This window comes from Calderihabitans maritimus (assembly GCF_002207765.1).
GTDB classification, from domain to species: Bacteria; Bacillota; KKC1; order Calderihabitantales; family Calderihabitantaceae; genus Calderihabitans; species Calderihabitans maritimus.
Map to the genome: position 1 here is coordinate 20141 of NZ_BDGJ01000198.1, position 21532 is coordinate 41672.

The 21532-nt window shown below is 51.6% G+C and carries 24 protein-coding genes; all 24 read left to right on the forward strand.

Going from position 1 to position 21532, the window contains the following annotated elements:
• Positions 1-40: 40 nt before the first annotated feature.
• The gene (gspE, locus tag KKC1_RS14495; protein ID WP_305790415.1) at positions 41-1738 is read left to right on the forward strand and encodes a type II secretion system ATPase GspE; all 1698 of its coding nucleotides are present in this window, start codon (positions 41-43) and stop codon (positions 1736-1738) included.
• A gap of 15 nt (positions 1739-1753) precedes the next feature.
• Entirely contained in the window at positions 1754-2812 is a 1059-nt protein-coding gene (locus tag KKC1_RS14500) for a type IV pilus twitching motility protein PilT (protein ID WP_088555136.1), read from the forward strand.
• Between the two features lie 85 nt (positions 2813-2897).
• Positions 2898-4109, forward strand: coding sequence for a type II secretion system F family protein (locus KKC1_RS14505; RefSeq protein ID WP_088555137.1), 1212 nt, complete (start codon positions 2898-2900; stop codon positions 4107-4109).
• 39 nt (positions 4110-4148) lie between these two features.
• Positions 4149-4550 carry a type II secretion system protein gene (locus KKC1_RS14510; protein WP_088555198.1) on the forward strand — a complete coding sequence of 134 codons (402 nt, stop codon included), beginning with the start codon at positions 4149-4151 and terminating at the stop codon, positions 4548-4550.
• Positions 4551-4611: 61 nt separating this feature from the next.
• A complete protein-coding gene (locus KKC1_RS14515) occupies positions 4612-5016 on the forward strand; it encodes a type II secretion system protein (protein ID WP_088555199.1) in 405 nt (134 codons plus the stop codon).
• Positions 5017-5031: 15 nt separating this feature from the next.
• On the forward strand, positions 5032-5778 hold the full coding sequence (locus tag KKC1_RS14520) for a prepilin peptidase (RefSeq protein WP_088555138.1): 747 nt from the start codon (positions 5032-5034) through the stop codon (positions 5776-5778).
• Positions 5779-5792: 14 nt separating this feature from the next.
• On the forward strand, positions 5793-7730 hold the full coding sequence (locus tag KKC1_RS14525) for an O-antigen ligase family protein (protein ID WP_088555139.1): 1938 nt from the start codon (positions 5793-5795) through the stop codon (positions 7728-7730).
• A gap of 3 nt (positions 7731-7733) precedes the next feature.
• Positions 7734-8219 (forward strand): prepilin-type N-terminal cleavage/methylation domain-containing protein, encoded by a 486-nt coding sequence (locus KKC1_RS14530; RefSeq protein WP_143288780.1) that lies wholly within the window; start codon positions 7734-7736, stop codon positions 8217-8219.
• Between the two features lie 3 nt (positions 8220-8222).
• A complete protein-coding gene (locus tag KKC1_RS14535) occupies positions 8223-8588 on the forward strand; it encodes a prepilin-type N-terminal cleavage/methylation domain-containing protein (protein ID WP_088555141.1) in 366 nt (121 codons plus the stop codon).
• A 5-nt stretch (positions 8589-8593) separates the two neighbouring features.
• Positions 8594-9088, forward strand: a complete 495-nt coding sequence (locus KKC1_RS14540; protein ID WP_088555142.1) for a prepilin-type N-terminal cleavage/methylation domain-containing protein — start codon at positions 8594-8596, stop codon at positions 9086-9088.
• Between the two features lie 15 nt (positions 9089-9103).
• On the forward strand, positions 9104-10390 hold the full coding sequence (locus KKC1_RS14545; RefSeq protein WP_088555143.1) for a bactofilin family protein: 1287 nt from the start codon (positions 9104-9106) through the stop codon (positions 10388-10390).
• Positions 10391-10421: 31 nt separating this feature from the next.
• Positions 10422-11507: a type IV pilus assembly protein PilM gene (gene pilM / locus KKC1_RS14550; RefSeq protein ID WP_088555144.1), complete on the forward strand. Its 1086-nt coding sequence runs from the start codon at positions 10422-10424 to the stop codon at positions 11505-11507.
• Positions 11507-12052 (forward strand): PilN domain-containing protein, encoded by a 546-nt coding sequence (locus KKC1_RS14555; RefSeq protein WP_088555145.1) that lies wholly within the window; start codon positions 11507-11509, stop codon positions 12050-12052. The genes pilM and KKC1_RS14555 overlap by 1 nt, the downstream gene beginning before the upstream one ends.
• Positions 12052-12819: a type IV pilus inner membrane component PilO gene (locus tag KKC1_RS14560; RefSeq protein ID WP_088555146.1), complete on the forward strand. Its 768-nt coding sequence runs from the start codon at positions 12052-12054 to the stop codon at positions 12817-12819. The genes KKC1_RS14555 and KKC1_RS14560 overlap by 1 nt, the downstream gene beginning before the upstream one ends.
• 13 nt (positions 12820-12832) lie before the next feature.
• Positions 12833-13582: a stalk domain-containing protein gene (locus KKC1_RS14565; RefSeq protein ID WP_088555147.1), complete on the forward strand. Its 750-nt coding sequence runs from the start codon at positions 12833-12835 to the stop codon at positions 13580-13582.
• Between the two features lie 137 nt (positions 13583-13719).
• Positions 13720-15108: a TldD/PmbA family protein gene (locus KKC1_RS14570; protein WP_088555148.1), complete on the forward strand. Its 1389-nt coding sequence runs from the start codon at positions 13720-13722 to the stop codon at positions 15106-15108.
• 12 nt (positions 15109-15120) lie between these two features.
• Positions 15121-16467, forward strand: a complete 1347-nt coding sequence (locus KKC1_RS14575) for a TldD/PmbA family protein (protein ID WP_088555149.1) — start codon at positions 15121-15123, stop codon at positions 16465-16467.
• A gap of 40 nt (positions 16468-16507) precedes the next feature.
• Complete coding sequence (aroQ, locus tag KKC1_RS14580) at positions 16508-16948, forward strand: type II 3-dehydroquinate dehydratase (protein WP_088555150.1); 441 nt, start codon at positions 16508-16510, stop codon at positions 16946-16948.
• Positions 16949-17002: 54 nt separating this feature from the next.
• Positions 17003-18073: a M24 family metallopeptidase gene (locus tag KKC1_RS14585; protein ID WP_202820110.1), complete on the forward strand. Its 1071-nt coding sequence runs from the start codon at positions 17003-17005 to the stop codon at positions 18071-18073.
• Positions 18074-18095: 22 nt separating this feature from the next.
• Positions 18096-18653 (forward strand): elongation factor P, encoded by a 558-nt coding sequence (gene efp, locus KKC1_RS14590; RefSeq protein ID WP_088555152.1) that lies wholly within the window; start codon positions 18096-18098, stop codon positions 18651-18653.
• Between the two features lie 75 nt (positions 18654-18728).
• Positions 18729-19205, forward strand: a complete 477-nt coding sequence (locus tag KKC1_RS14595; protein WP_088555153.1) for a CD1247 N-terminal domain-containing protein — start codon at positions 18729-18731, stop codon at positions 19203-19205.
• Between the two features lie 292 nt (positions 19206-19497).
• Positions 19498-20151, forward strand: coding sequence for a YeeE/YedE thiosulfate transporter family protein (locus tag KKC1_RS17145; RefSeq protein ID WP_192868279.1), 654 nt, complete (start codon positions 19498-19500; stop codon positions 20149-20151).
• Positions 20132-20656, forward strand: a complete 525-nt coding sequence (locus KKC1_RS17150) for a YeeE/YedE thiosulfate transporter family protein (protein ID WP_192868280.1) — start codon at positions 20132-20134, stop codon at positions 20654-20656. Before KKC1_RS17145 ends, KKC1_RS17150 begins: the two co-directional genes overlap by 20 nt.
• Before the next feature lie 20 nt (positions 20657-20676).
• A partial coding sequence (locus tag KKC1_RS14610) for a selenium metabolism-associated LysR family transcriptional regulator (RefSeq protein ID WP_143288781.1) occupies positions 20677-21532 on the forward strand: 856 nt, incomplete at its 3' end.

A 21532-nucleotide genomic window follows, 5' to 3' on the forward strand; every position in this document is an offset into this window, starting at 1 on the left:
AGAGAGCAGACTTTTTGTAGCCGGAACGAGGTGAAAGCTTTTGGCCAGGCCGAGGAAAAAGCTGGGGGATCTTCTGGTGGAAATGGGTATGATTACCCAGGAGCAACTGGAAGAAGCCCTGAAAATACAGAAAGAAACTAAGGAGAGGCTGGGCAAGGTCCTGACCCGGCTAAATTATATTTCAGAAAAGGATATTTTAGAGGTACTTGAGTTTCAGCTGGGCATTCCCAAGGTAGTTCTCAGTGACTACAGCCTGGATTCCCAAACAGTTCATTTGATACCGGAAGCTCTAGCCCGGCGGCATAAGGTAGTTCCTTTGCGCAAAGAGGGCAACCGCCTTACTCTGGCCATGGTAGACCCACTTAATGTTGTGGCCATCGATGATGTACAGTTAGTGACGGGCTGTCAGGTTATACCGGTGATAGCAACCGAAAAGGAAATTGATGAGGTTCTGGACCAATTTTTCCAGCCGGGCTTGGAAGACACCTATCATAACCAAAAAGAAGAATTTGCTCCCGCGCGAGTTAGAGAAGACTATAATGAGGAAGAGGCGGAAGGGGCTGTTGATGATGCTCCAGTGGTACGCGTTGTCAATTCCATCATCCAGCAGGCTGTCCGGGGAAGAGTTAGCGACATACATATCGAACCTCACCAGCATAAGGTGAGAGTGCGCTTCCGCATAGATGGTATGCTGCGGGATGCTATGAATCTTCCCCGCCAGTCCCATGCGGCGGTGGCCTCACGAATAAAAATTATGGCCGACATGGACATTGCCGAAAAAAGAATCCCGCAGGACGGCCGGATACAGATTCGCGTAGATGATCGTCCTATAGACCTACGGGTGTCCACTATACCTACCGTTTTTGGAGAAAAGATTGTTATTCGGATTCTGGACCGGTCTACCATGCTTCTAAATTTAAACCAACTCGGATTTTTGCCTCAGATTCGGGAGCGGTTTGAAAAAATTATCCGCCGGCCCTACGGGATGCTGCTCATTACCGGTCCCACCGGTAGTGGAAAGACCACAACCCTTTATGCCACCTTGAATGAGCTTCACTCCTCCGAGAGGAATATCATCACCATAGAGGACCCAGTGGAGTACATCTTGGAAGGGATAAACCAAATTAGCGTTAATCCCAAGGCAGGTCTTACTTTTGCCAACGGACTGAGGGCCATCTTGCGCCAGGACCCGGATATTATCATGGTAGGAGAAATCCGGGACCGGGAAACGGCGGAGATAGCGGTGAGGGCGGCCACTACGGGGCACCTGGTGTTGAGTACCCTGCATACCAACGATGCTGCCGGTGCCGTTACCCGTCTCATTGATATGGGGGTGGAGCCTTTTTTGGTGAGTTCTTCTTTAATCGGCGTGGTGGCCCAGAGGTTGGTGCGAACCATTTGTTCCAGGTGTCGGGAGCCTTACCAGTTGCCCCCTGACGCCCAAGAAAGGTTTTTCATGGGCATTTCTTCGGACGAGCCGGTAACCCTTTATCGGGGTAGAGGTTGTCGTTCGTGTGACTATACCGGGTACCGGGGGAGGGTGGCTATTCATGAGGTGTTGGCAGTTTCGGAAACTATTCGCAGTCTGGCGGGTAAAAGAGTAGCGGCCTCGGCTATCAGGAAGGTAGCGGTAAAAGAAGGGATGCTTACCCTGCGGGAGGACGGTTTAGAAAAAGTCCGGCAAGGGATTACTACCATTGATGAAGTCATCCGGGTAGCTTTTGCCGACGAAGGTTAGGAAGGGGGGAACTCAGTGAAGATTGATGAGATTTTAAGAATGGCGGTAGATCAAAAGGCTTCGGATATACACCTGACAGTGGGTTTGCCTCCGGTATTCCGCTGTAACGGCGACCTGATACCACAGCAAAGTTTTGACCCCCTCCAGTACGAAGATACTCTAAAGATGGCGCGGGAAATTCTTTCGGAAAAGCAGCACCAGGAATTCATGGAGAAAGGGGAGTTGGACCTGGCCTATTCCCTGCGCGGGGTAGGTCGTTTCCGGGTTAATGTATACCGGCAGCGGGGAAGTGTGGGGCTGGCCATTCGTATTATTAATAACCAGATTAAAAGCCTGGATGAATTGGGGTTGCCTCCGGTCTTAAAAGAATTAGCCCGCAAGTCTAAAGGTCTGGTGCTGGTGACCGGTCCGACTGGCAGCGGTAAGTCCACTACCCTGGCGGCCATGATTGACTTGATCAACCGGGAGCGCCGGTGCCATATTATCACTCTCGAAGATCCCATCGAGTACATGCACCAGCACCAGAAAAGTATAATCAACCAGCGGGAAATCGGTTCCGATACCCGGTCCTTTGCCGATGCTCTGCGGGCTGCTCTGCGGCAGGACCCCGACGTGTTGCTGGTGGGCGAAATGCGGGATCTGGAGACCATTGCCACGGCGATTACGGCGGCGGAAACCGGTCACCTGGTCCTGGCCACCCTGCATACCAGCAGCGCTCCCCAGACTATTGACCGGATTATAGACGTGTTCCCCCCTCACCAGCAGCAGCAGGTAAGGATCCAGCTGGCCGAAACGTTGCAGGGGGTGGTGGCTCAGCAGCTGGTGCCGCGGGCGGACGGTTTGGGTCGGGTGGTTGCAGTGGAGGTGCTGGTGGCTACTCCGGCGGTGCGTAACTTGATCCGGGAGGGGAAAACCCACCAGATTCTTTCGGCTATACAGACCGGCGGGAAGTACGGCATGCAATCCATGGACAGCGCTCTTAAAAAGCTTTACCAGCAGGGGCTTATTACGGCGGAAGATATGATGGCAAGATTGTCCGATAGAGATATAAAACCGGCTTACCGGGAGTTCTAAAAGGAGAAAAAAGCAGGAAAAAGTATTATTTTGAAGAAAAATAACATCATGGTTAAGATTTCAGCCTCTCCCGGTGGTGGGTAAGATGCCTCAATATGCTTATAGGGTTCGGGACGCCTCCGGACGGCTGTTGAAGGGCACTATGGAAGCTGACGGAGAAGCCAGAGTAATTAAATACCTGCGGAGCCAGAATTATTACATTATTGATATCCGCCGGCTGACGGCTCTGGAATGGGAGTTTAAACTGCCCTCGTTAAGACGGCGTAGAGTTAAACTACGGGACCTAGCGGTTTTTTGCCGGCAGTTTTCCACTATGATCAATGCCGGGCTGCCCATTATGCTCAGCTTGAAGACACTGAGCCAGCAGATCGATAACCGGGTTCTTCGAGACACCCTTAAGGGGTTAATTGAAGAGCTGGAAAAAGGCCAATCCCTGCATGAGAGCGTGCAGCAGTTTCCCCAGGTGTTCCCCCCTATTTTTGTAAACATGATTGAAGCCGGTGAAATAAGTGGAGCCCTGGATGAAGTTTTAGAGCGGCTGGCGGATCACCTAGAGAGAGAACACCAGATGAATGAAAAAGTAAGGACGGCTTTGACCTATCCTACGGTCATATTGGTGGTAGCCGTGCTGGCGGTGGTATTTCTGCTCACCTTTGTGTTGCCCACCTTTACTGCCATGCTGGAAAGCCTTAACGCTCCGCTACCGCTGCCTACTCGTATCATTATCAATGCGAGCCGTTTTTTACGGGGCTACTGGTACTATATATTAGGTGGCCTGGTTCTTACAGTCTTGGGAATTCGGCGCATGTTGCAGGAGGAAACGGTAGCTCGAGAGGTCGACAGGTACCTGCTAAGAGTTCCTGTATTCGGCCAGTTGATACATAAATCCATTCTTTCCCGCTTCAGCCGGACGCTAGGCACTCTACTGCGTAGCGGAGTGCCGGTGGTCGAAGCCCTGGAGGTGGTAAGGCGGACCACCGGTAACCGGGTGGTTGCCGAAGGGGTGCAAAAAGCAGTGGAGAGCATCCGGGAAGGGCAGAGTATTGCCGAACGTCTGGCGGAGACCGGTGTTTTTCCGCCGATGGTTATCGAGATGGTGGCCATCGGGGAAGAGACAGGTAACCTGGATGCTCTTTTAGAGAAAATTAGCCTCTTTTACGACCGGGAAGTAGAGTCGGTGGTTTCCCGCCTGTCTTCTATGATTGAGCCCATCCTGATAGCAGTGCTGGGAGGGTTTGTGGCTTTTATCATCGTCTCCGTTTTGCTACCCATATTTAATATTATGGGAGCAATGTAATAGACATTAGGAAAGGCCAGGGAAAGGGGGTGAAAAACGATGATCAGACATATAGCCAAAAAGTTAAGAGAAGACCGTGGTTTTACTTTGATTGAGCTGATGGTGGTGGTGGTAATCCTGGGAATTCTGGCGGCGGTGGCCATTCCCAGCTTTACCGGGAAGGCGGATACAGCCAAGATAAAAGCCGCTAAAGCCGACCTGAAAACTATCGGCACGGCTATTGAATTGTATTATGTTGAAAATGATGATTATCCTAATGATTGGAATGCCTTAACTGAAGGAGGTTATCTCACGAAGACGCCCTATAGTCCTTGGAATACAGACTATCATTTTGACACTTCCAACGGGGTAAAAGTATGGGTCGAACTACCCAACGGTCTTAAATTAGGTAGTGAAGATAAAAACAATGATAGCAAGCTTTATTACCCTGATGACATATAGGTTGTGACAGGGCTTGCCCTGTCACTCTTCCTTATCTTTTTTAACCCTTGGGGGTGGGGTAATGCCTTGGTGGCGGATAACTTTAGCCTTAAATCGAAATGACCGGGGCTTTACCCTGCTGGAAGTTACGGTAGTGGCGGTAGTGCTTGGCATTCTGGCCGCCATGGTCGTTCCCCGCTATCTGGATGCTCCCGAGCGGGCCCGGGAGAAGGCGCTCCTGGTGGACTACCGTACCTTCCAGGAGGCGTTGAGCCTCTACTACCAGGACTACGGGGACTACCCCCATGACAGTAACGGGCTGGAAGAGCTGGTACCGGATTATCTGAAAAAGGTTCCCTCCTATCCCTGGGGAGGGGAGTACTCCTACTATTATGATTCCCGCGGAAAAGACGGTAAAACCCCCGGTTACAAGATAGAAGCCGAAGGCAGTGGGAAAGAACCTTTGCAAGTGAACTACGACGGTTAGCCTTGAGGTGCGGATATGCTATGGCTCTTCTTTTTTTTATTGGGAACGGTAGTTGGCAGTTTTCTCAACCTGTGTATCGACCGCATACCCCGGGGAGAATCGGTAGTCCTGCCCCCCTCCCGCTGTGACAGTTGCGGCAGGCAGCTGAAATTTTACGACCTGGTACCGGTGGTTAGCTACCTCCTGCTGGGAGGGCGTTGCCGCTACTGTCGGAAGAAAATATCCCCGCGCCAGCCTTTGGTAGAGCTGGCGGCCGGTTTTATTTTCAGCAGCCTTTATCTTTATTACGGAATAAGCGTGAACACCTTCAAGTACCTGGTTCTGGTATCCGTGCTTCTGGTAGTCTTCTTTATCGACCTGGAGCACCTGCGCATTCCCGACCGCGTGGTGGTCGCGGCACTGCTCTTAGGAACGTTTATGGCGGCCTTAACAAGAGAACTGGTCCCGGAAGCGCTGCTGGGAGCGGCCGCCGGGTTCTTGCCTCTTTTTTTCCTGGCGGTAGTAAGCCGCGGCGGAATGGGTGGCGGCGATGTCAAGCTGGCGGGAGTGCTGGGAATCTTTCTGGGCTGGAAGAAGATTTTGTTGGTTTTATTTCTGGCTTCCTGCCTGGCGGCGGCGGTGGGGTTGCTGGCCATAGCTTCGGGAAAAAAGGGCCGCAAAGATCCCCTTCCTTTCGGTCCCTTTTTGGCCGTGGGAGTGGTGATCGTTCTCTTTTGGGGAACAGACATTGTCCAGTGGTACCGGTATTTCCTCTGGGATTAGGGCGGTGGTAATAAATGGAGAAGGGACTGCTGCGGCGGGAACATCCCGGCCTGCTGGCGGCCATGCTGGTTTTAGGTACAGCGCCCCTCCTCGGCAATGCCTATGCCTGGCCGGTTCAGCTCGTATACTTTATTCTGATGGCTGTTACCCTGCTTTACTACTGGCGGAAGGCGGGCAGGGAGGGGCAGTTTTTGGTGCCCGGCAGAAGGTTGTTTGCCGTTCTTCTTCTTTATATTTTAACCGCCACCCTAACTCTCTTCTGGACGGTGGATATAAACAACACTTTAATGGGGCTTCTCCAGTTGTACTTTTATCTTTTCCTTTTTTACCTGGTGTCGGCTACCTTTCAGCGGGAGCAAATGGAGAAGCTGGTTGGTATCGTGTTATTCAGCGGCATTTCGGTGGCCGCTTTGGGCATCCTAAGCTATCTTTTGTTGAAAAATCAACGGGTGCATTCCACCTTTATTAACCCCAACGCCCTGGGGATTTACCTGGCCATGGTTGTGCTTCTGGCCCTGAGCCTTTACCTGCACCGGCCGAGAAAATCCCGTCTTCTTTGCGGGGGGATTGTACTGCTGGGGATATGCCTGATGCTTACTTTTTCCCGGGGAAGCCTGCTGGCCTTGGTTTTCTCCCTACCCCTGGTGTTGGCCGGTATTCCCGCTGGCCGGTCGCGCCGAGAGGCTTTGGCCCGACTGGTTTTAGTTGGGCTGACCGTAATTGCCGGTACCAAGCTGGTTATGGAAACGGCGCCTTACCTGCAGCAGACGCAATGGGCGCCGGATTTGCTGGCTTCCCTGGTCCGCAGCCGGAGTTTTCTCCCTTCTTCCGTGGCCGGGCGCTGGTCTTTCTGGGTGGTAGCCGCCAAGATGATTGCCGACCGGCCGTGGGGCGGGTTCGGTCTGGGGAACTACCACCGGGTTTACTTCAACTATTATAACTATGACCGTTTTTATTCTCGTTATGCCCACAACCATTACCTGCAGACGGCGGCGGAGACGGGGATCCCCAGCCTGCTTTTATTCCTTTTATTTCTATTACTTTTTTACCGCTTAATTTACCAAAAGCGCACCTATGTTCGAGAGCCCCGCTATTTTTACGGCATGACGGCGGCGGCTACCGCTTTTCTGCTGCATATCGGGATTGACTTCAGCTGGGATATGCCAGCAGTGACCATGCTTTTCTGGGCCTTGCTGGGCCTGCTGGTAGCCCAACTGCGGGAAGCGGGAGCCATCTTTTCTACGTATCGGTCGACCCGGTCGGGACGGTGGATAGCCCTGGCCGTTCTGCTGTTTTTTCTGGCCGGAACGGTCCAGCAGGCGGCGGGAGAATGGGCTGTAAGCCGGGGGCACAGGGCGCTGCGGGAGGGAGAAAAAAAAGAGGCGCTCCGGTGGTATTCCGTGGCAGCTGCGATCAACCCCTGGAACGCCCGGTACCACTCCTATCGGGCCCTGACTCTTGTTTCCGGGGAAGAAGGAAAACCTGCTGAGCGGGCGCAGGCTGTAGCGTGGTTACGGCGGGCGGTAAGCCTCAGCCCTTACAACGACTACTACCACCTTCGGCTCGGCCAGCTCCTTTGGCAGCAAGGAGAATTGGAGGAAGCGCGGCGGTATCTTTCTCGGGCCACCTTTCTGGGCGGCTTCAAGCCGGAACCTTATGTTGCCCTGGGCAACTTTTACCTGAGCCGGGGGAACCTGCCGGCGGCGGAGGAGGTTTTCCGCCGCGGGTTGCAACTGGCCGATTTTGCTCTGGTCAATGCTCCCGATGAGTTAAAGCGCATCGAACTTCAAAAAGCGGTGGCCGATCTGCATTTAGGCCTGGCGCGGGTGTACGACCTGCGGCGGGACTATGCCCGGGCGGCACGGGAACTGAAAGAGGTGCTGCAGGTCTTTCCCGGGCAACCGGTGGCCTTGAAAGTCTTGGAAGAATACCGGAAGACGGGGAAGATTTAAGGGGTGAAATCCTTGAAGGGACAGAAGATTTTTGCTAAGCAGCGGGGATTTACCCTAGTAGAAATGGCCATTGCCCTGGTGCTAATCGGGACTTTAACCGCTCTGGCGTTCCCATCCCTGCAGCGGTCGGTAGACCGGTTCCGGCTGTGGACGGCGGCCCGAGAACTGGCCGGTAATATTCGCTACCTGCAGCAAGAGGCGGTCAACGGCAAGAGTACCACCATCCATATGACTTTTGACACCGTCAACCACTATTACGTTATAGTTGAGAACGCGGCAGAGAAAAAGAAAATCTTTTTACCTCCCGGGTTCACTTTCGGCAGCGTAACCTTTAGCGATAATACCTTGCGGTTTACCATAGACGGGGCACCGTCGGGAGGAGGGGGCTATGCCGAGATTGTGAGTCCCCGTGGAGACAGGTACCAGGTGGTGGTAGCCGGGGCTACTGGAAGGGTACAGATAAAACCGCAAACTGAAGGCGGGGGATAAGCGGTGTGGCGGGATGATAAAGGGCTGACCCTGGTGGAGACGGTGGTGGCGGTGGCTCTGCTGGCTGCGGTTCTTATTCCTTTGTTTAATATGTTCTATACGGGGATTCGGGGCTATACTGCTGCTGCCGAGGAAACGATACTTGTGAATTTAGCCCAGGGCAAAATAGAGGAATTGAAAGCAGAGGATTACGACACTTTGACCGACCAGGGGCCTACAGTTTTCCCCGAATTTGCCGAATATATGTATGAAGTAGAAGTTTTGGAAATTGACCCGGAAAAGAAAATCAAGCAGATTACAGTTTCGGCATATTCGTTAGAAGAGCCCAACAGACGGGTACGGTTGGTTACCTGGGTGACGGAGAGGTAGGCGCCATGGACTGGAGAGACACGCGAGGTTTCACTCTGGTAGAAGTAATACTGACGTCAGTTATTATAGGGTTGCTCCTGGGGGGAGTCTATACCCTTCTTTCCGGGGGCATGCGCTCCTGGCAAGTTTCCGAAGGTCGAATAGACGTGCAGCAGAACGTCCGCATCGCGGTGAGCCGCATAGTGCGGGAAATAAGGGAGGCACGGCAGGTCCATGAAGACAGCGACGCCGCCAATCTTTTTTTGGTCGACCGGGAAGGCAGGATCATCTGGTATTATCTCCATTCCAGCGGCGACCTGCGGAGGGCAGTGAAAGAATACGGCGGTTTAAATTTCGGGGGGCATAATCCGGTAGCCTCGAACCTGAAGGAAGTTAGCTTTTCTTATAACCGCACTCCGATAGAAGAAAGCACTCTGGTGACCGTTAGAGTAACCGGCGTCGATTCCCGGGGAAAAGAATTTACTCTTTATACCCAGGCCCGGCTACGGGTAAGCGATTAAAGGAAGGTGAAGCCATTGAGCTGGGGCCGAAAATTAAGGGGGGAAGAAGGAAGCGCTCTTCCGTTAACGCTGCTGGTGGCGGTTCTCTTGCTGGTTCTGGGAAGCAGCCTCCTTTCTGCCGCTCTTTTGGAGAGGAATATAGCCCGGAACCAGTTGTTAAGCACCCAGGCCCTTTATGTGGCGGACAGCGGCATAGAGATGGTACTGGCCGAGTTGCAGTATGATGAAGACTGGCTGAGCCTTTTTCCCGGGCTGGAGGAAGGGGAAACGGTCGTAGCCTTTGCTGAGGTTCCTATAGGCCGGGGAACCTTAAAGGAAGTTACCCTGACCGACCGGGTAACGACGGTAGAGGTGCTTTCTGAAGCTGAGGTCAACGGCATAACCCGTTCGGTCAAGGCTCAAATTCTTAAGCCCGTTTTTGAGCACGGTTTTGCAGGGGCTACTGCCGGTTCCAGCGGCGGGGGCGGAAACGAGCTGACTATTCGGGCCAATTCTTATATTGAAGGAACCCTGGTTTTCCGGCATAACATAAATATAAATACTCCCCAGGCCGAAATTCACGGGGATGTGGTGGCCGGGGGCAATATTGTAAATAAAGGACATATTACGGGAGATGCTCTGGCCGGCGGCGCTATTATCAATTCCGGAACTATTGACGGTGACCAGCTTCCTGATGCCGACGTCTACCTGCCGGAGATCCCTGAAGTAGACCTTGACTGGTACGAGTCAAGAGCCGATGTTTTGTTCTCCGGAGACCAGACCTGGGATATAGCGGAATTGCAGGAGATAATTGATAACGAGTTGAACAACCGGCAGGGGATAATCTACGTAGACGGCGATGTTACCATCAAGAATAAGGGGGAGGGTCAAGAAGGGAAAGAGGAAGAAGAAAAGGAAAAAGGATCAGATAAAGGCGGCAAAGATGAAGGAGAAGAGGGAGATAAGAATGAAAGTAGAACAAACGTTTACCGCGGCAGGGTGATGCTAGTGACATCTCGCAGTATTGAGATAGATGGAGATCTGCTTCCGGATTCTACGGAAACCAGTGCCCTGGGTCTGGTTGCCTTCCAGGACATTGAAGTAGGAGGCAACACAAAAATTACCGGGGTTTTCCATGCCGGGCGCACTTTTCGAACGAGTGGAAATGCCGAAATTACAGGCACTATCGTAACTGATGATTTCATAGTGGACGGCCATCTCAACCTTATCTATGATGAGAATCTGGTAATTCAGTTACAGTCTTTTCTGCCGGGCAACAGGTTCCGGTTAGTTTCCTGGCAGGAATTTAGCAGTATTTTGTAGAAAAATAGAAGGCTATGCAAGGAGGGTATTCATGAGACTGTTGAGCCGGTTATGGAAAAGAAGAAAACCGGCCTTGGGTATCGACGTGGGAACCGACAGCATCAAAGTTGTAGAGGTACAACGGACCGGAACCGGTTACGATATTTCACTGGCGGTCAAAAAGGATGTTCCCGTCGGGGCTTTAGAAGGCGGGAATATTCAGGATCTCGAAGTTCTGGTAGAGGTCCTGCGCTCCCTGACTGTGGAAAACGGACTGCAAGGGCGCCGGGTGGTATCTGCTATTTCGGGGGAGAAAGTAGTTATCAGGCATATTAGTGTCCCCTATATGTCTGACCAGGAACTGAAATCTTCTCTCAAGTGGGATTTGGATAAATATCTTCCTCTTTCCGGCGATGATCTGGTTATTGATTATGCCAAGCTGGGATCTTTTGAAAACGAAAATGGACGACAGCTTTCCGTACTGCTGGCCGCCGTTCCGTCATCGTTAGCCTACCGGTATTACGAGCTGTTTGAACGGGCGGGCCTGGAGGTCATTGCCATCGATATAGTCCCGATGGCTTTAGCCCGCTGGCTGTCATTAGTCAGGGAGAATGAGGAAATGTTTAACGATCCCGTGGCTTTACTTGATATCGGTGCAAGTCTTACTACTTTAGCAGTGATTGAGCAAGGGTTGGTAACCTTTATTCGCTCCATCCATTTTGGCGGCTGGGAGATCACCCAAATGGTAGCCCATACTCTGGGGCTGGAGGTGGCGGCCGCGCAGCAGTTGAAAGAAGAGGAAGGGCGGATTATGGTTTCAGGAGAAGAAGAGGTTACTTTGCCGGAGGAAAGGCAGAAATTAGAACTGGAAATAGCTATCCGGACCAGCCTGAATGACCTGCTCTACGAAATCAGGAGGTCGCTGGATTATTATAATCGGCAGCAGGACAAGGCGGCTTTAAAGGTGTTGTTTCTTTCTGGGGGAACTTCTTTGTTGCCGGGCTTAGTAGAGTTTTTGACCCAAGAATTGGAGGTTGAGACCCGGCTGGCGGTACCGAGTTCACCAGAACTACAGGCGGCAATAGACCCTAGCTTTGCCGTGGCTACCGGTCTGGCCCTCCGCGAGGTGGTACGGTGATGGATACTATTAATCTATTACCGGCGGAACTCCGCCGCCGTCAGGAGATAGATTGGAAACGGGTGGGGTGGCTGGCCGGTATAGCTGTATTGCTGTTCGTATTGGTTTCCGCTTATCTAGTTTTTTTATTAACTTGGTGGAGCAATGAAAGACAGTTGAAGCGTTTGGAACTGGAACTGGACGGACTGCGCCCCAAAGTACTCCAGGTGCAAAAAATGCAGCAGGAAATCAAGGATTTAGAGGAAAAGGTTGCTTCCCTGGAGGAGATTTTGAAGAACCGCATCCAGTGGAACCGGCTGCTGAGTGAAATTAATGAACGAATGCCTGAGGATTTATGGATAACGGAAATGACAGCCGATGAAAAAGGAGTAATCATCATCAAGGGGAAGGCTTCTTCCCTTACTTCGGTTGGTGTATTTATTTTCCAGCTCAAACAGATCCCCTACTTCAATTACGTCGGGCTGGTATCGGGAGAAGAAAAGGCTGCGGAAGCGGTTGTGGAATATGAAATCAGCGTTAGATTGGCTGAAAGAAGGAGTAACTGATGTGGAATAATCTATCATCCCGGAACCGAAAACTCCTGCTGGTGGGCGGCGCTGTTCTGGTCATCCTTCTTTTTTACCGTTTTGTTTGGCAGGGACAGTACGCCCGCTATCTGGAGGGCAAGCAGCAGTTGATGCAGAGAAAAAAGGAGATAGAAGTGGCCCTGAGGAAGGTTGATCGTCTGCCTTCCTTGGAGAGGCAGAGGGCCCGGCTGGAAAACCGGCTCCGGGAGATAAAGCGAAAATTTGACCGGGATATTGAGAGCGGTGTTCCTTACGTGGAAATGGGCCTGGAGTCCCGGAATCGGGTGCGGTTGGCGGCAATTCACCCGCAGCCGGTGGTGAGCAAGGGGAGTTACCTGGTACTGCCTTTGCAGCTAAGGCTTCAAGGGGACTACCCTTCGCTCCTGGACTATATCTACAGTATTGAAAACTTGCCCTCCTTGGCCGAGATTAACAGTATCAGAATTACCGCCTTGGAAGAAGAGTTGATGCCGCAGCTGGAAGCGGAATTAAATATAGTCTTTTACAGTCTCCCCGAGGCGGAACCGGCAGAACTGGATCTGGAGTGGCGGTTGGGACGGTTTGATATATTCAGTCCTGCCCTGCAGCAGCTGGTGGAGAGCACCTCTACCATTAGGGAAGCAGATACTAACCGAAGACCTGAGCCCGGCGAGAAGTACCAGCCTGGAGGCGGGGAGCCGGAAAATTTCAAAGAGCGTCCACCGGAAAGCATTGACCGGGATCCCTATACTTTTCCCGTCAGGTAGAAAGGAGACGAGCATGAAGTATAAGTACGGGCGGATTTTGGCAGTGTCTGTAGTTTTAATACTCCTGATGGCTACAGTAGCCGGAGGGGCCAAGGCGGTCATTCGCCAAGTCAAGGTGGCTTACCGGGGCATAACCATTTATGTTAACGGGCAGCCGGTGGACAGCCCGGTTGAGCCCTTTATTCTGGTAGATGAAAAGAGAACCATGGTACCCATACGCTTTGTGAGCGAAGCCCTGGGCAAACAAGTTGTCTGGGACAGTCAAGCCTCCGCCATATATATCGGGGAGCCGCCGGCTGGCACAACCGTTGAGAAACTACCCTCCGATAGCTTCCGGTTTATCGATGATATGAAGGTTATTCGTAATGTAGGGCCCTTTTATCAACAGAAAACTAAACCTTTTGCCATAGCAGGCCGGCTCTTTTCCCACGGGGTGGCGGTAGAGATCGACGAAAAGGAAAGGAACAAGGCAGAAGTAGTTCTGGATTTGAACGGACAGTACTCATATATGGCCGGTTATATTGGAGTAGAGGATGAGACCCGGAACAGCTCCGGCAGTTTTATCTTGTCGGTATACGGTAACGACGTTGAACTGTACCGGAGTCACCAGATAAAGCCTTCCGATTACCCGTTTCCCGTTAGTTTAGGCAATCTGGAAAATATAAAACGCCTTACCATACGAGTGGAATGGCAGCCGGGAGGGATTGGAGATTACAGCCGAGTGATTGCGGCGTTGGCCAATGTTAAGTTTTATCGGAAGTAAAACTCCGGTTTCAATCGGAGTTTTTTCATGCTTTAGGCTCCCGGAGCGGCAGGAATATTTTAGCTCTTCTTGAATAATACTAGACAGCAAGTTAATACCCTACCCGTGGATTAGAAAAAGAAAGAAGGTGGAGGAAAATGGTGGATAGAAAAGACTTGGAAGAAGTGCTTAAAATTGCTATGAGGAAAGGCGGCGATTTTGCCGACATTTTTATTGAACGGCGAAAAACTACCAGTATAGGACTGGAAGCCGATAAGATTGAACGGGTGAATTCGGGGTTGGAGGCAGGAGCCGGACTGCGGGTAATTAGTGGGGACCATACCGCTTATGCCTATACCAATGACCTCAGCCGGGAAGGACTGGAGCAGCTGGCGAAAGTGGTAAGCAAAGCTGCCCGGGGTCAGGCGCGGGACCTCACTATTGATTTTCGTCAACCGAAGCCTAATTGGGATATAGAAATTGAGAAAATGCCCGACAAGGTGGATATTGAAGACAAGGTAGAACTGGTCAAGACTGCCAACGAGGCGGCTCGGGCAGTAGATACCCGGGTGAAACAAGTAACCGTCGGCTATGGCGACGTGTATCAGCGGGTGACCATAGCCAACACGGAAGGAGTTTTCGTGGAAGATGAGCGAGTACGCACGCGGCTGGCTATAAACGCGGTGGCTGCTCAGGGAGATATTATCCAGACGGGATATGAAGCTGCCGGAGGCTACCGGGGATTTGAGTTGTTCCGGGAGATTTCCGCCGAGGATTTGGCGTCTTCCGCGGCCAAGAGGGCAGTTCTCATGCTGCAAGCCAAACCGGCTCCGGCGGGAAAGATGCCGGTGGTCATGGCCGGGGAAGCGGGAGGCACCATGATCCATGAAGCCTGCGGCCACGGGTTGGAGGCTGATTTGGTGCAGAAAAAACTTTCCGTTTATGCCAACCGAAAAGGAGAGAAGGTGGCTTCCGAACAGGTAACGGTAGTCGATGATGCTTCTTTACCCGGCAAGTATGGTTCTCTGCGTTACGATGATGAAGGAACTCCCGGCCAGCGTACGGTTTTAATAGAGAACGGTATATTGAAGGAATATATGTATGACAAGCTGACGGCCCGTAAGGAAAAACGGGATTCTACGGGAAACGGGCGCCGGGAGTCTTACCAAGACCGGCCTATACCGCGTATGACCAACACTTTCATTGCACCGGGGAAAATGGATCCCGAGGACATTATCCGTGAGACCAAGAAGGGATTGTTAGTTAAGAAAATGGGCGGGGGGCAGGTAAATACTACGAATGGCGATTTTGTCTTTGACGTAGCCGAAGGTTACCTGATCGAAGAGGGAGAGATAACGGTACCGGTGCGGGGCGCTACCCTGACCGGAAACGGACCTCGCGTTTTGCAGATTGTGGATATGGTTGGTAAGGATTTAGGCTTTGCCATCGGTACCTGTGGGAAAGACGGCCAGGGTGTTCCAGTTTCCGATGCTCAGCCCACCATTCGCATTCCGGAATTAATCGTGGGCGGAATACTTGACGACTAGGAGGCGAAAGCCATGATCCCCGATCGTTTGCAGCAAATAGCGGAACAAGTAGTGAGCAAGGCCCAAAAGGCCGGGGCGGAACTATCAGAGGCTTTCCTCAGCCAGGAGGCTGAACTGACCATCGAAGTATCCGGCCAAGAAATCGAGACCTTAAAAAAGGCGGAACAGACCGGATTGGGGCTGCGGGTTATAAGGGCAGGGCGTATGGGTTTTGCATACACCACTGATTTGTCAGCCGCCGCGTTGGAGGAAGTTGTTCAACGGGCCCTGGAGAATTCCGACAGCGCCCAGCCTGATGAATTTAACCAGTTGCCCGGTCCTGTTAGGGAATATCCCCGCCTGGATCTGTTTGACCCTTCTATACCGGAAACACCGGTGGAGAAGAAAATAGCTTTAGCTATGGAAATAGAACGGGAGGCACGCCGGTACGACCCCCGGGTAAAGATAACGGAGCGCTGTGCCTATCAAGATTCTGTTTACACAGTTTGTCTGGCTAATTCCCTGGGGCTGAGCAGTTGTTACCGCGGCGCTTTCTGCGGGGCTTCAGCTTTCATCGTAGCCGAAGAAGATGGTGACAGCCAGACCGGTTTCGGCCTGCAGTACAGCCTTCATTTTCAGGACTTAGACCCGGCTCAGGTCGGTAGAGAGGCGGCTGAGAAAGGAGTCAGGATGCTGGGAGCCCGCGAGGTTAAAACTCAGAAAGCTGCACTGGTGCTGGATCCTTATGTGGCTACCGGCTTCTTGGGAATACTGGCTCCGGCTCTTACGGCGGAAGCAGTACAAAAAGGAAAATCCTTATTTGCCGGCAAAGTGGGAGAACAGGTTGCTTCACCGGCGCTTACCTTAATAGATGATGGGACGCGGGAGGGAGGTATTGTTTCCGCTCCTTTTGACGGAGAAGGGGTACCGACCGGTAAAACAGTTTTGATCCGGGACGGTCGACTGGAAGGGTTTTTGTACAATACTTATACTGCCGCCAAAGAAGGGGTAAAATCCACAGGAAACGCTACCCGGCGATCTTTCAGGAGTACTCCTGAAGTTGGGACGACCAACTTTTACATTCAGGTGGGCACTGTTACGCGGGAACAGTTAATTAAGGAAGTAGATAAAGGGCTCTATGTTACCGAGGTAATGGGGTTGCATACGGCCAATCCTATTTCCGGCGATTTTTCCTTAGGAGCCGCCGGGCTGTGGATTGAGCAGGGAGAGTTTAAAGGACCGGTTCGCGGTGTGGTAATTGCCGGGAATATATTGGAGCTGTTGCGTTCGGTCGATGGCGTAGCTGACGACTTGACCTTTTTTATCTCTAAAGGATCCCCAACACTGCGGGTGGCTCGGATAACCATTAGCGGCAGCTAGAAGCTAAGGACTTGAGAAAGAGCGACAGGGAGGGCCTGATATGCGGGTACTGGTGATGCATGGTCCCAATTTAAATCTTCTGGGACAGCGGGAGAGGGATATTTACGGGGAAACCACTCTGGAGGAGATAAATCAGCGCTTGACTTTGTTGGCCCGCCAGTATGGGGTGGAAATCGATTTTTTCCAGTCCAACCACGAGGGAGATTTAATTGACAAGTTACACCAAGCTCGAGGACATTTCGAGGCGGTGATTTTAAATCCTGGAGCCTTAACCCATTACAGCCTGGCGCTGCGGGATGCTATTGCCGCTGTAAATATCCCGGTAATCGAAGTTCACCTGAGCAATATACACGCTCGGGAAAAGTTCCGGCAACGTTCAGTTACCGCGCCGGTTTGTGTTGGGCAGATAAGCGGGCTAGGACCGTATAGCTATTACCTCGCCTTGAGGGCGGCGGTAGAACTCTTTTCCGGAGAGCAATAAAATGATATAGGATACGAAACTGATTGGCTGGGAAATGGTTTGGAGGGAATGAATATGACCAGAGATCGTCTCGAGCGGCTCCGGGAAAATTTTGAGGCTCAGGAAATAGAAGCCATGTTGGTTATGCAGCCGGAAAACCGGCGTTACTTGAGTGGTTTTACAGGAACCTTCGGGGTGCTGGTAATCGGGTTTCAGGAGGCTTATTTAATTACTGACTTTCGTTATGTGGAACAGGCCGAGAAACAGGCGTCCGAATTCAAAGTAGTCAAATATGGGAACAGTATCTATGAAACTTTGAGCGAGGTGTTGAAAAAGCTTGACGTAAACAAAGTGGGCTTTGAAGCCGAGCATGTGACTTACGCCCAATTTGTGAACCTCCGTGATAAATTAGATTTTGTAACCCTAAAGCCGGTAGAAGGCCTGATTGAGCGTTTACGGCAGTTCAAAGATGAAGGGGAAATAGACTTGATCCGCCGGGCGGTAGTCATTGCTGACAAAGCTTTTGAACATATTCTTTCCTACCTCCGGCCAGGCGTGAAGGAGAAAGAAATTGCCTTGGAACTGGAGTTTTTTATGCGCCGGAATGGTGCGGAAAAAGCTGCTTTCGATATCATTGTAGCATCCGGACCGAGGGGCTCTCTTCCTCACGGGGTAGCTTCTGACCGGCAAGTCCAACCGGGAGATTTGATAGTAATGGACTTTGGAGCCGTTTACCAGGGGTATCATTCAGATATAACCCGCACCGTGGTCGTAGGAGAACCGGATGAAAGGCAGAAGGAAATTTATAACATTGTCCTTGAAGCCCAGGTGGCGGCCATCAAAGCCATCAAGCCGGGAAAAGTGACCTCGGAAATTGATCTGGTGGCGAGAAATATTATTGCTGGGTACGGCTATGGTGAGCACTTCGGCCACGGGTTGGGACATGGGGTTGGACTGGCCGTTCATGAAAGACCCCGTTTGGCTTCCACCGACTTTACGCAACTGGAGACGGGAATGGTAATGACGGTTGAACCAGGTATTTATGTAAAGGATTGGGGTGGTGTGCGCATAGAAGATATGGTAGTGGTAAGGGAGAATGGATGTGAAGTGTTAACCGGAGCTACCAAAAAATTACTGACTATATGAGAATTTATGGGAGGGTGATGGTATGATTTCAGTTAACGATTTTCGGACAGGCCTTACTATTGAGTTGGAAGGAGAGGTATATACCGTTATTGAGTTCCTGCATGTTAAGCCGGGAAAGGGCGCTGCCTTTGTACGTTCAAAATTGAAGAATTTGAGGACTGGTGCCGTTGTGGAACGTACTTTCCGGGCGGGAGAAAAAGTCCCCCGGGCGCATGTGGACCGGCGGGAGATGCAATATCTGTACAATGATGGAGAAAATTATGTTTTTATGGACATGGAGAATTATGAACAAATTTCACTTCATAAGGAACAGCTGGAGGATTCTATCAGGTTCCTAAAAGATAACATGGTCATTAACGTGCTACTCTACCAGGGGAAAACTATTGGTATAGAACTACCTAATTCTGTAGAGCTAAAGGTAGTGGAAACCGAGCCGGGTATCCGGGGTGATACTGCCAGTGGCGGAAGCAAACCGGCCACCTTGGAGACCGGTGCTGTAGTTCAAGTTCCCCTCTTTATAAATGTAGGTGATGTAATCAAGGTGGATACCCGTACCGGAGAGTACATAGAACGCGTTTAAATTAGTTTAGTTTTCTACGGGGCAGGATATACTAAAAAGGTAATATACCCAACCAGTAGAAGGAGGGGATGAAGAATGAAAGACCTGCGAAAAAAGGTGGGTTATGTGCAGGGTCTTATGGCCGGTTTGGAATTAGATGAAGGGAGCAAAGAGGGGCGTATCATCTCTGCCATAGTAGATTTGCTGGACGAAATGGCCGATGCTTTAGTTAAAATCAAGGCGGAGCAGGCGGAACTGGAAAGCTACGTAGAAAGCATTGACGAGGATCTGTATGACCTGGAAAACGAAATCTATGCTTATGATTATGAAGATGATGGTGCGGAAGAAACCCCCGACGATGGCGACCGGGACGAGGAATATGTAGAAGTAGAGTGCCCTAACTGCCACGACATTGTTTGTTTCGACGCAGACATCTTGGATGAAGACGAGCCGGTAGAAGTTATTTGTCCCAATTGTGAAGAAGTAGTATTTGTCAACGACGAAGCTTTTGAGGTGGAAGAAGAACAAGAAGATATAAGCCTTACGGCAGAGAAGGATAACGAAGACATTTAGGCCTGGGGGTGGCCTTTAAGAGACAGGGTTGAGCGTGTCAACCCTGTTTATTTTTTGGTGTGCTCGGCTTGGGTGAAGGCGTCAACCGGCAGTCAGATTTGAGGCGTCCAGGAAATCAAAGATGTAAGATGTAACTGTTGTGATGAATATACAATATGTTTTGTTATAGTTGTAAGCATAAGCGATAACTAATTAGAATAACACCAGAGCAGGAGAAAGATAATAGCAAACCGAATTAAACTCTCTCGAAGGACCGGTCCGATCGATAAGTTCCGTTATGGGGGATGAGACAATGCGGAATAATCAGTTAATCTGGGCTTTTCTGGTAATAATTTTTGCTACCGGGTTGGGAGTGAAACTGGGCCTTGAAGCGCCCCTCCTGCTGATTAGCTGGATGGTGGGGCTAGCTGTAGGTTTTGTGATGCAGCGCTCGCGGATTTGTTTCACCGCGGCCATGCGGGACTTGTGGTTGACGGGTGATGTCACCCAGTTTCGTGGCCTGTTGGCTTTGTTAGTTACGGCTACCATGGGCTTTTTGGCATTGCAAGCCAGTGCCGTGCTGCAGGGTCAGGAAATACCTTTAAAAGTTTCGGCGGCCGGGGTGCACGTGGCCGTAGGGGCTTTTTTGTTTGGCATTGGTATGGTGCTGGCCAGTGGCTGTGCTTCCGGTATGCTGGTCCGCCTGGGAGAAGGGTCTGTGGCCCATCTGGTGGTGGTGGTATTTTTTATTATTGGTGCCCTGGGGGGCGCCCGGACCTTTGATTGGTGGCAGGCTACCTTTGTTTCCCGGGCAGGCAAGGTATATTTTCCCGATGCCCTGGGCTGGGGAAAAGCGGTGCTGTTGCAGCTCTTGTTGTTGGTGGCTATTTACGGAGCTGCTGTCTGGCGAGCAGGGCATTCCGGCGGAAGGGGGGTAGATGCTGGTCATGCAGACATTTCGGAGTAGATGGTTCCAAAAGCTAGAAAAACCCTGGCCTATCGAGTTGGGTGGTATGATCCTGGGAGTGTTGGCCTTTTGGTACTTTATCTTTGGGAAGACCGTGGGGGTCCAGACTACCGTTCTTTACTGGGGAGTCTGGCTCGGCAAGACCTTGGGGTTTGACGCCTCTTCCTGGAGCTTTTTCCAGGGAAAACATGCCAAAGCTTTGCTGGGGGGGTTCTGGCACCACGCCGGTAGCCTCTTGGTTTTGGGCATAATAGTAGGCTCCCTGCTCGGTGCCTTGACGGCTTCTGAGTTCCGGGTGCGGAGGATAGCTTCCGGCAAGCAGCTTTTGGCTGCCAGTTTGGGGGGGCTTCTGATGGGATACGGAGGACGGGTGGCTACCACCTGCAACGTGGGTGTTTACTTTGGGCTGATTCCCTCCCAGAGTCTTTCCGGCTGGCTTTTTATGGCTTTTGTTTTTCTGGGCGCCGGTGTAGGTAGCTGGATGCTGATAAAATACTTTACTTAATTATTAACGAGGTGCTGATATTGAACCTGAACCACCTGAAAACTTTTCTCACCGTGGCTGAGACTGGTAGCATTTCCGGGGCGGCAGAGATACTCCACCTGAGTCAGCCTGCGGTAAGCAAGCATATACGGAGCCTGGAGGCTCATTTTGAAGTACAGTTGTTCGAGCGCCTGGGGCGGACCGTGGAGTTGACCGCGGCGGGGGAAGTTTTGGCCGGATACGCCCGTCAAGTGCAACAAATTTTGGACCGGGCCCATCAAGACCTGGCAGAGATGGCCGAGACTTTGCAGGGAAGGCTGACCGTAGGAACCAGCACCGTTCCCGGGCAGTATCTGATGCCTTATATTATCAAATATTTTCGCGAAATTTACCCCGAGGTCAAGGTGCGTTTACATGTGGGCGATACCTCGCATGTGCTTCAACAACTGACGGCAGGAGAGATAGAAGTGGCCCTAGTTGGAGCCCCGGTGAATGACCCCAAGATTGCCGGTTTCGAATTTGCTAAGGATGAACTGGTGCTGATTGTCCCGGCGGGACATCCGCTGGCGGAACGTCCTGCGGTTTCGCTGACCGAGGTGCTTGGGGAACCACTGGTATGGCGGGATAGAGGGTCGGGGACGAGAAAGGTCATCGAAGAGAGATTGCAGGCGGCGGGAGTTGACTTGGACCGGTTGGATATTGCCCTGGAACTGGGAACCACCGAAGCAGTGGTCAATGCGGTGGAGGCGGGCCTAGGAATTTCCTTTGTCTCCCGCTGGGCCATCCGGAAACACTTGCTTTTGGGCACTCTTTCCAGTCCCCGAGTGCGTGATCTATCTTTTCACAGGGGCCTTTATCTTTACTACCTTCGTTCCCGGAAGCAGCGGCGGGTGGGTC

Coding starts and splice junctions, on each gene's coding strand:
- KKC1_RS14505 (WP_088555137.1), top strand. CDS start 2,898: ATGCCTCAATATGCTTATAGGGTTCGGGACGCCTCCGGACGGCTGTTG.
- KKC1_RS14510 (WP_088555198.1), top strand. CDS start 4,149: ATGATCAGACATATAGCCAAAAAGTTAAGAGAAGACCGTGGTTTTACT.
- KKC1_RS14515 (WP_088555199.1), top strand. CDS start 4,612: ATGCCTTGGTGGCGGATAACTTTAGCCTTAAATCGAAATGACCGGGGC.
- KKC1_RS14520 (WP_088555138.1), top strand. CDS start 5,032: ATGCTATGGCTCTTCTTTTTTTTATTGGGAACGGTAGTTGGCAGTTTT.
- KKC1_RS14525 (WP_088555139.1), top strand. CDS start 5,793: ATGGAGAAGGGACTGCTGCGGCGGGAACATCCCGGCCTGCTGGCGGCC.
- KKC1_RS14540 (WP_088555142.1), top strand. CDS start 8,594: ATGGACTGGAGAGACACGCGAGGTTTCACTCTGGTAGAAGTAATACTG.
- pilM (WP_088555144.1), top strand. CDS start 10,422: ATGAGACTGTTGAGCCGGTTATGGAAAAGAAGAAAACCGGCCTTGGGT.
- KKC1_RS14555 (WP_088555145.1), top strand. CDS start 11,507: ATGGATACTATTAATCTATTACCGGCGGAACTCCGCCGCCGTCAGGAG.
- KKC1_RS14560 (WP_088555146.1), top strand. CDS start 12,052: ATGTGGAATAATCTATCATCCCGGAACCGAAAACTCCTGCTGGTGGGC.
- KKC1_RS14565 (WP_088555147.1), top strand. CDS start 12,833: ATGAAGTATAAGTACGGGCGGATTTTGGCAGTGTCTGTAGTTTTAATA.
- KKC1_RS14570 (WP_088555148.1), top strand. CDS start 13,720: ATGGTGGATAGAAAAGACTTGGAAGAAGTGCTTAAAATTGCTATGAGG.
- KKC1_RS14575 (WP_088555149.1), top strand. CDS start 15,121: ATGATCCCCGATCGTTTGCAGCAAATAGCGGAACAAGTAGTGAGCAAG.
- aroQ (WP_088555150.1), top strand. CDS start 16,508: ATGCGGGTACTGGTGATGCATGGTCCCAATTTAAATCTTCTGGGACAG.
- KKC1_RS14585 (WP_202820110.1), top strand. CDS start 17,003: ATGACCAGAGATCGTCTCGAGCGGCTCCGGGAAAATTTTGAGGCTCAG.
- efp (WP_088555152.1), top strand. CDS start 18,096: ATGATTTCAGTTAACGATTTTCGGACAGGCCTTACTATTGAGTTGGAA.
- KKC1_RS14595 (WP_088555153.1), top strand. CDS start 18,729: ATGAAAGACCTGCGAAAAAAGGTGGGTTATGTGCAGGGTCTTATGGCC.
- KKC1_RS17145 (WP_192868279.1), top strand. CDS start 19,498: ATGCGGAATAATCAGTTAATCTGGGCTTTTCTGGTAATAATTTTTGCT.
- KKC1_RS17150 (WP_192868280.1), top strand. CDS start 20,132: ATGCAGACATTTCGGAGTAGATGGTTCCAAAAGCTAGAAAAACCCTGG.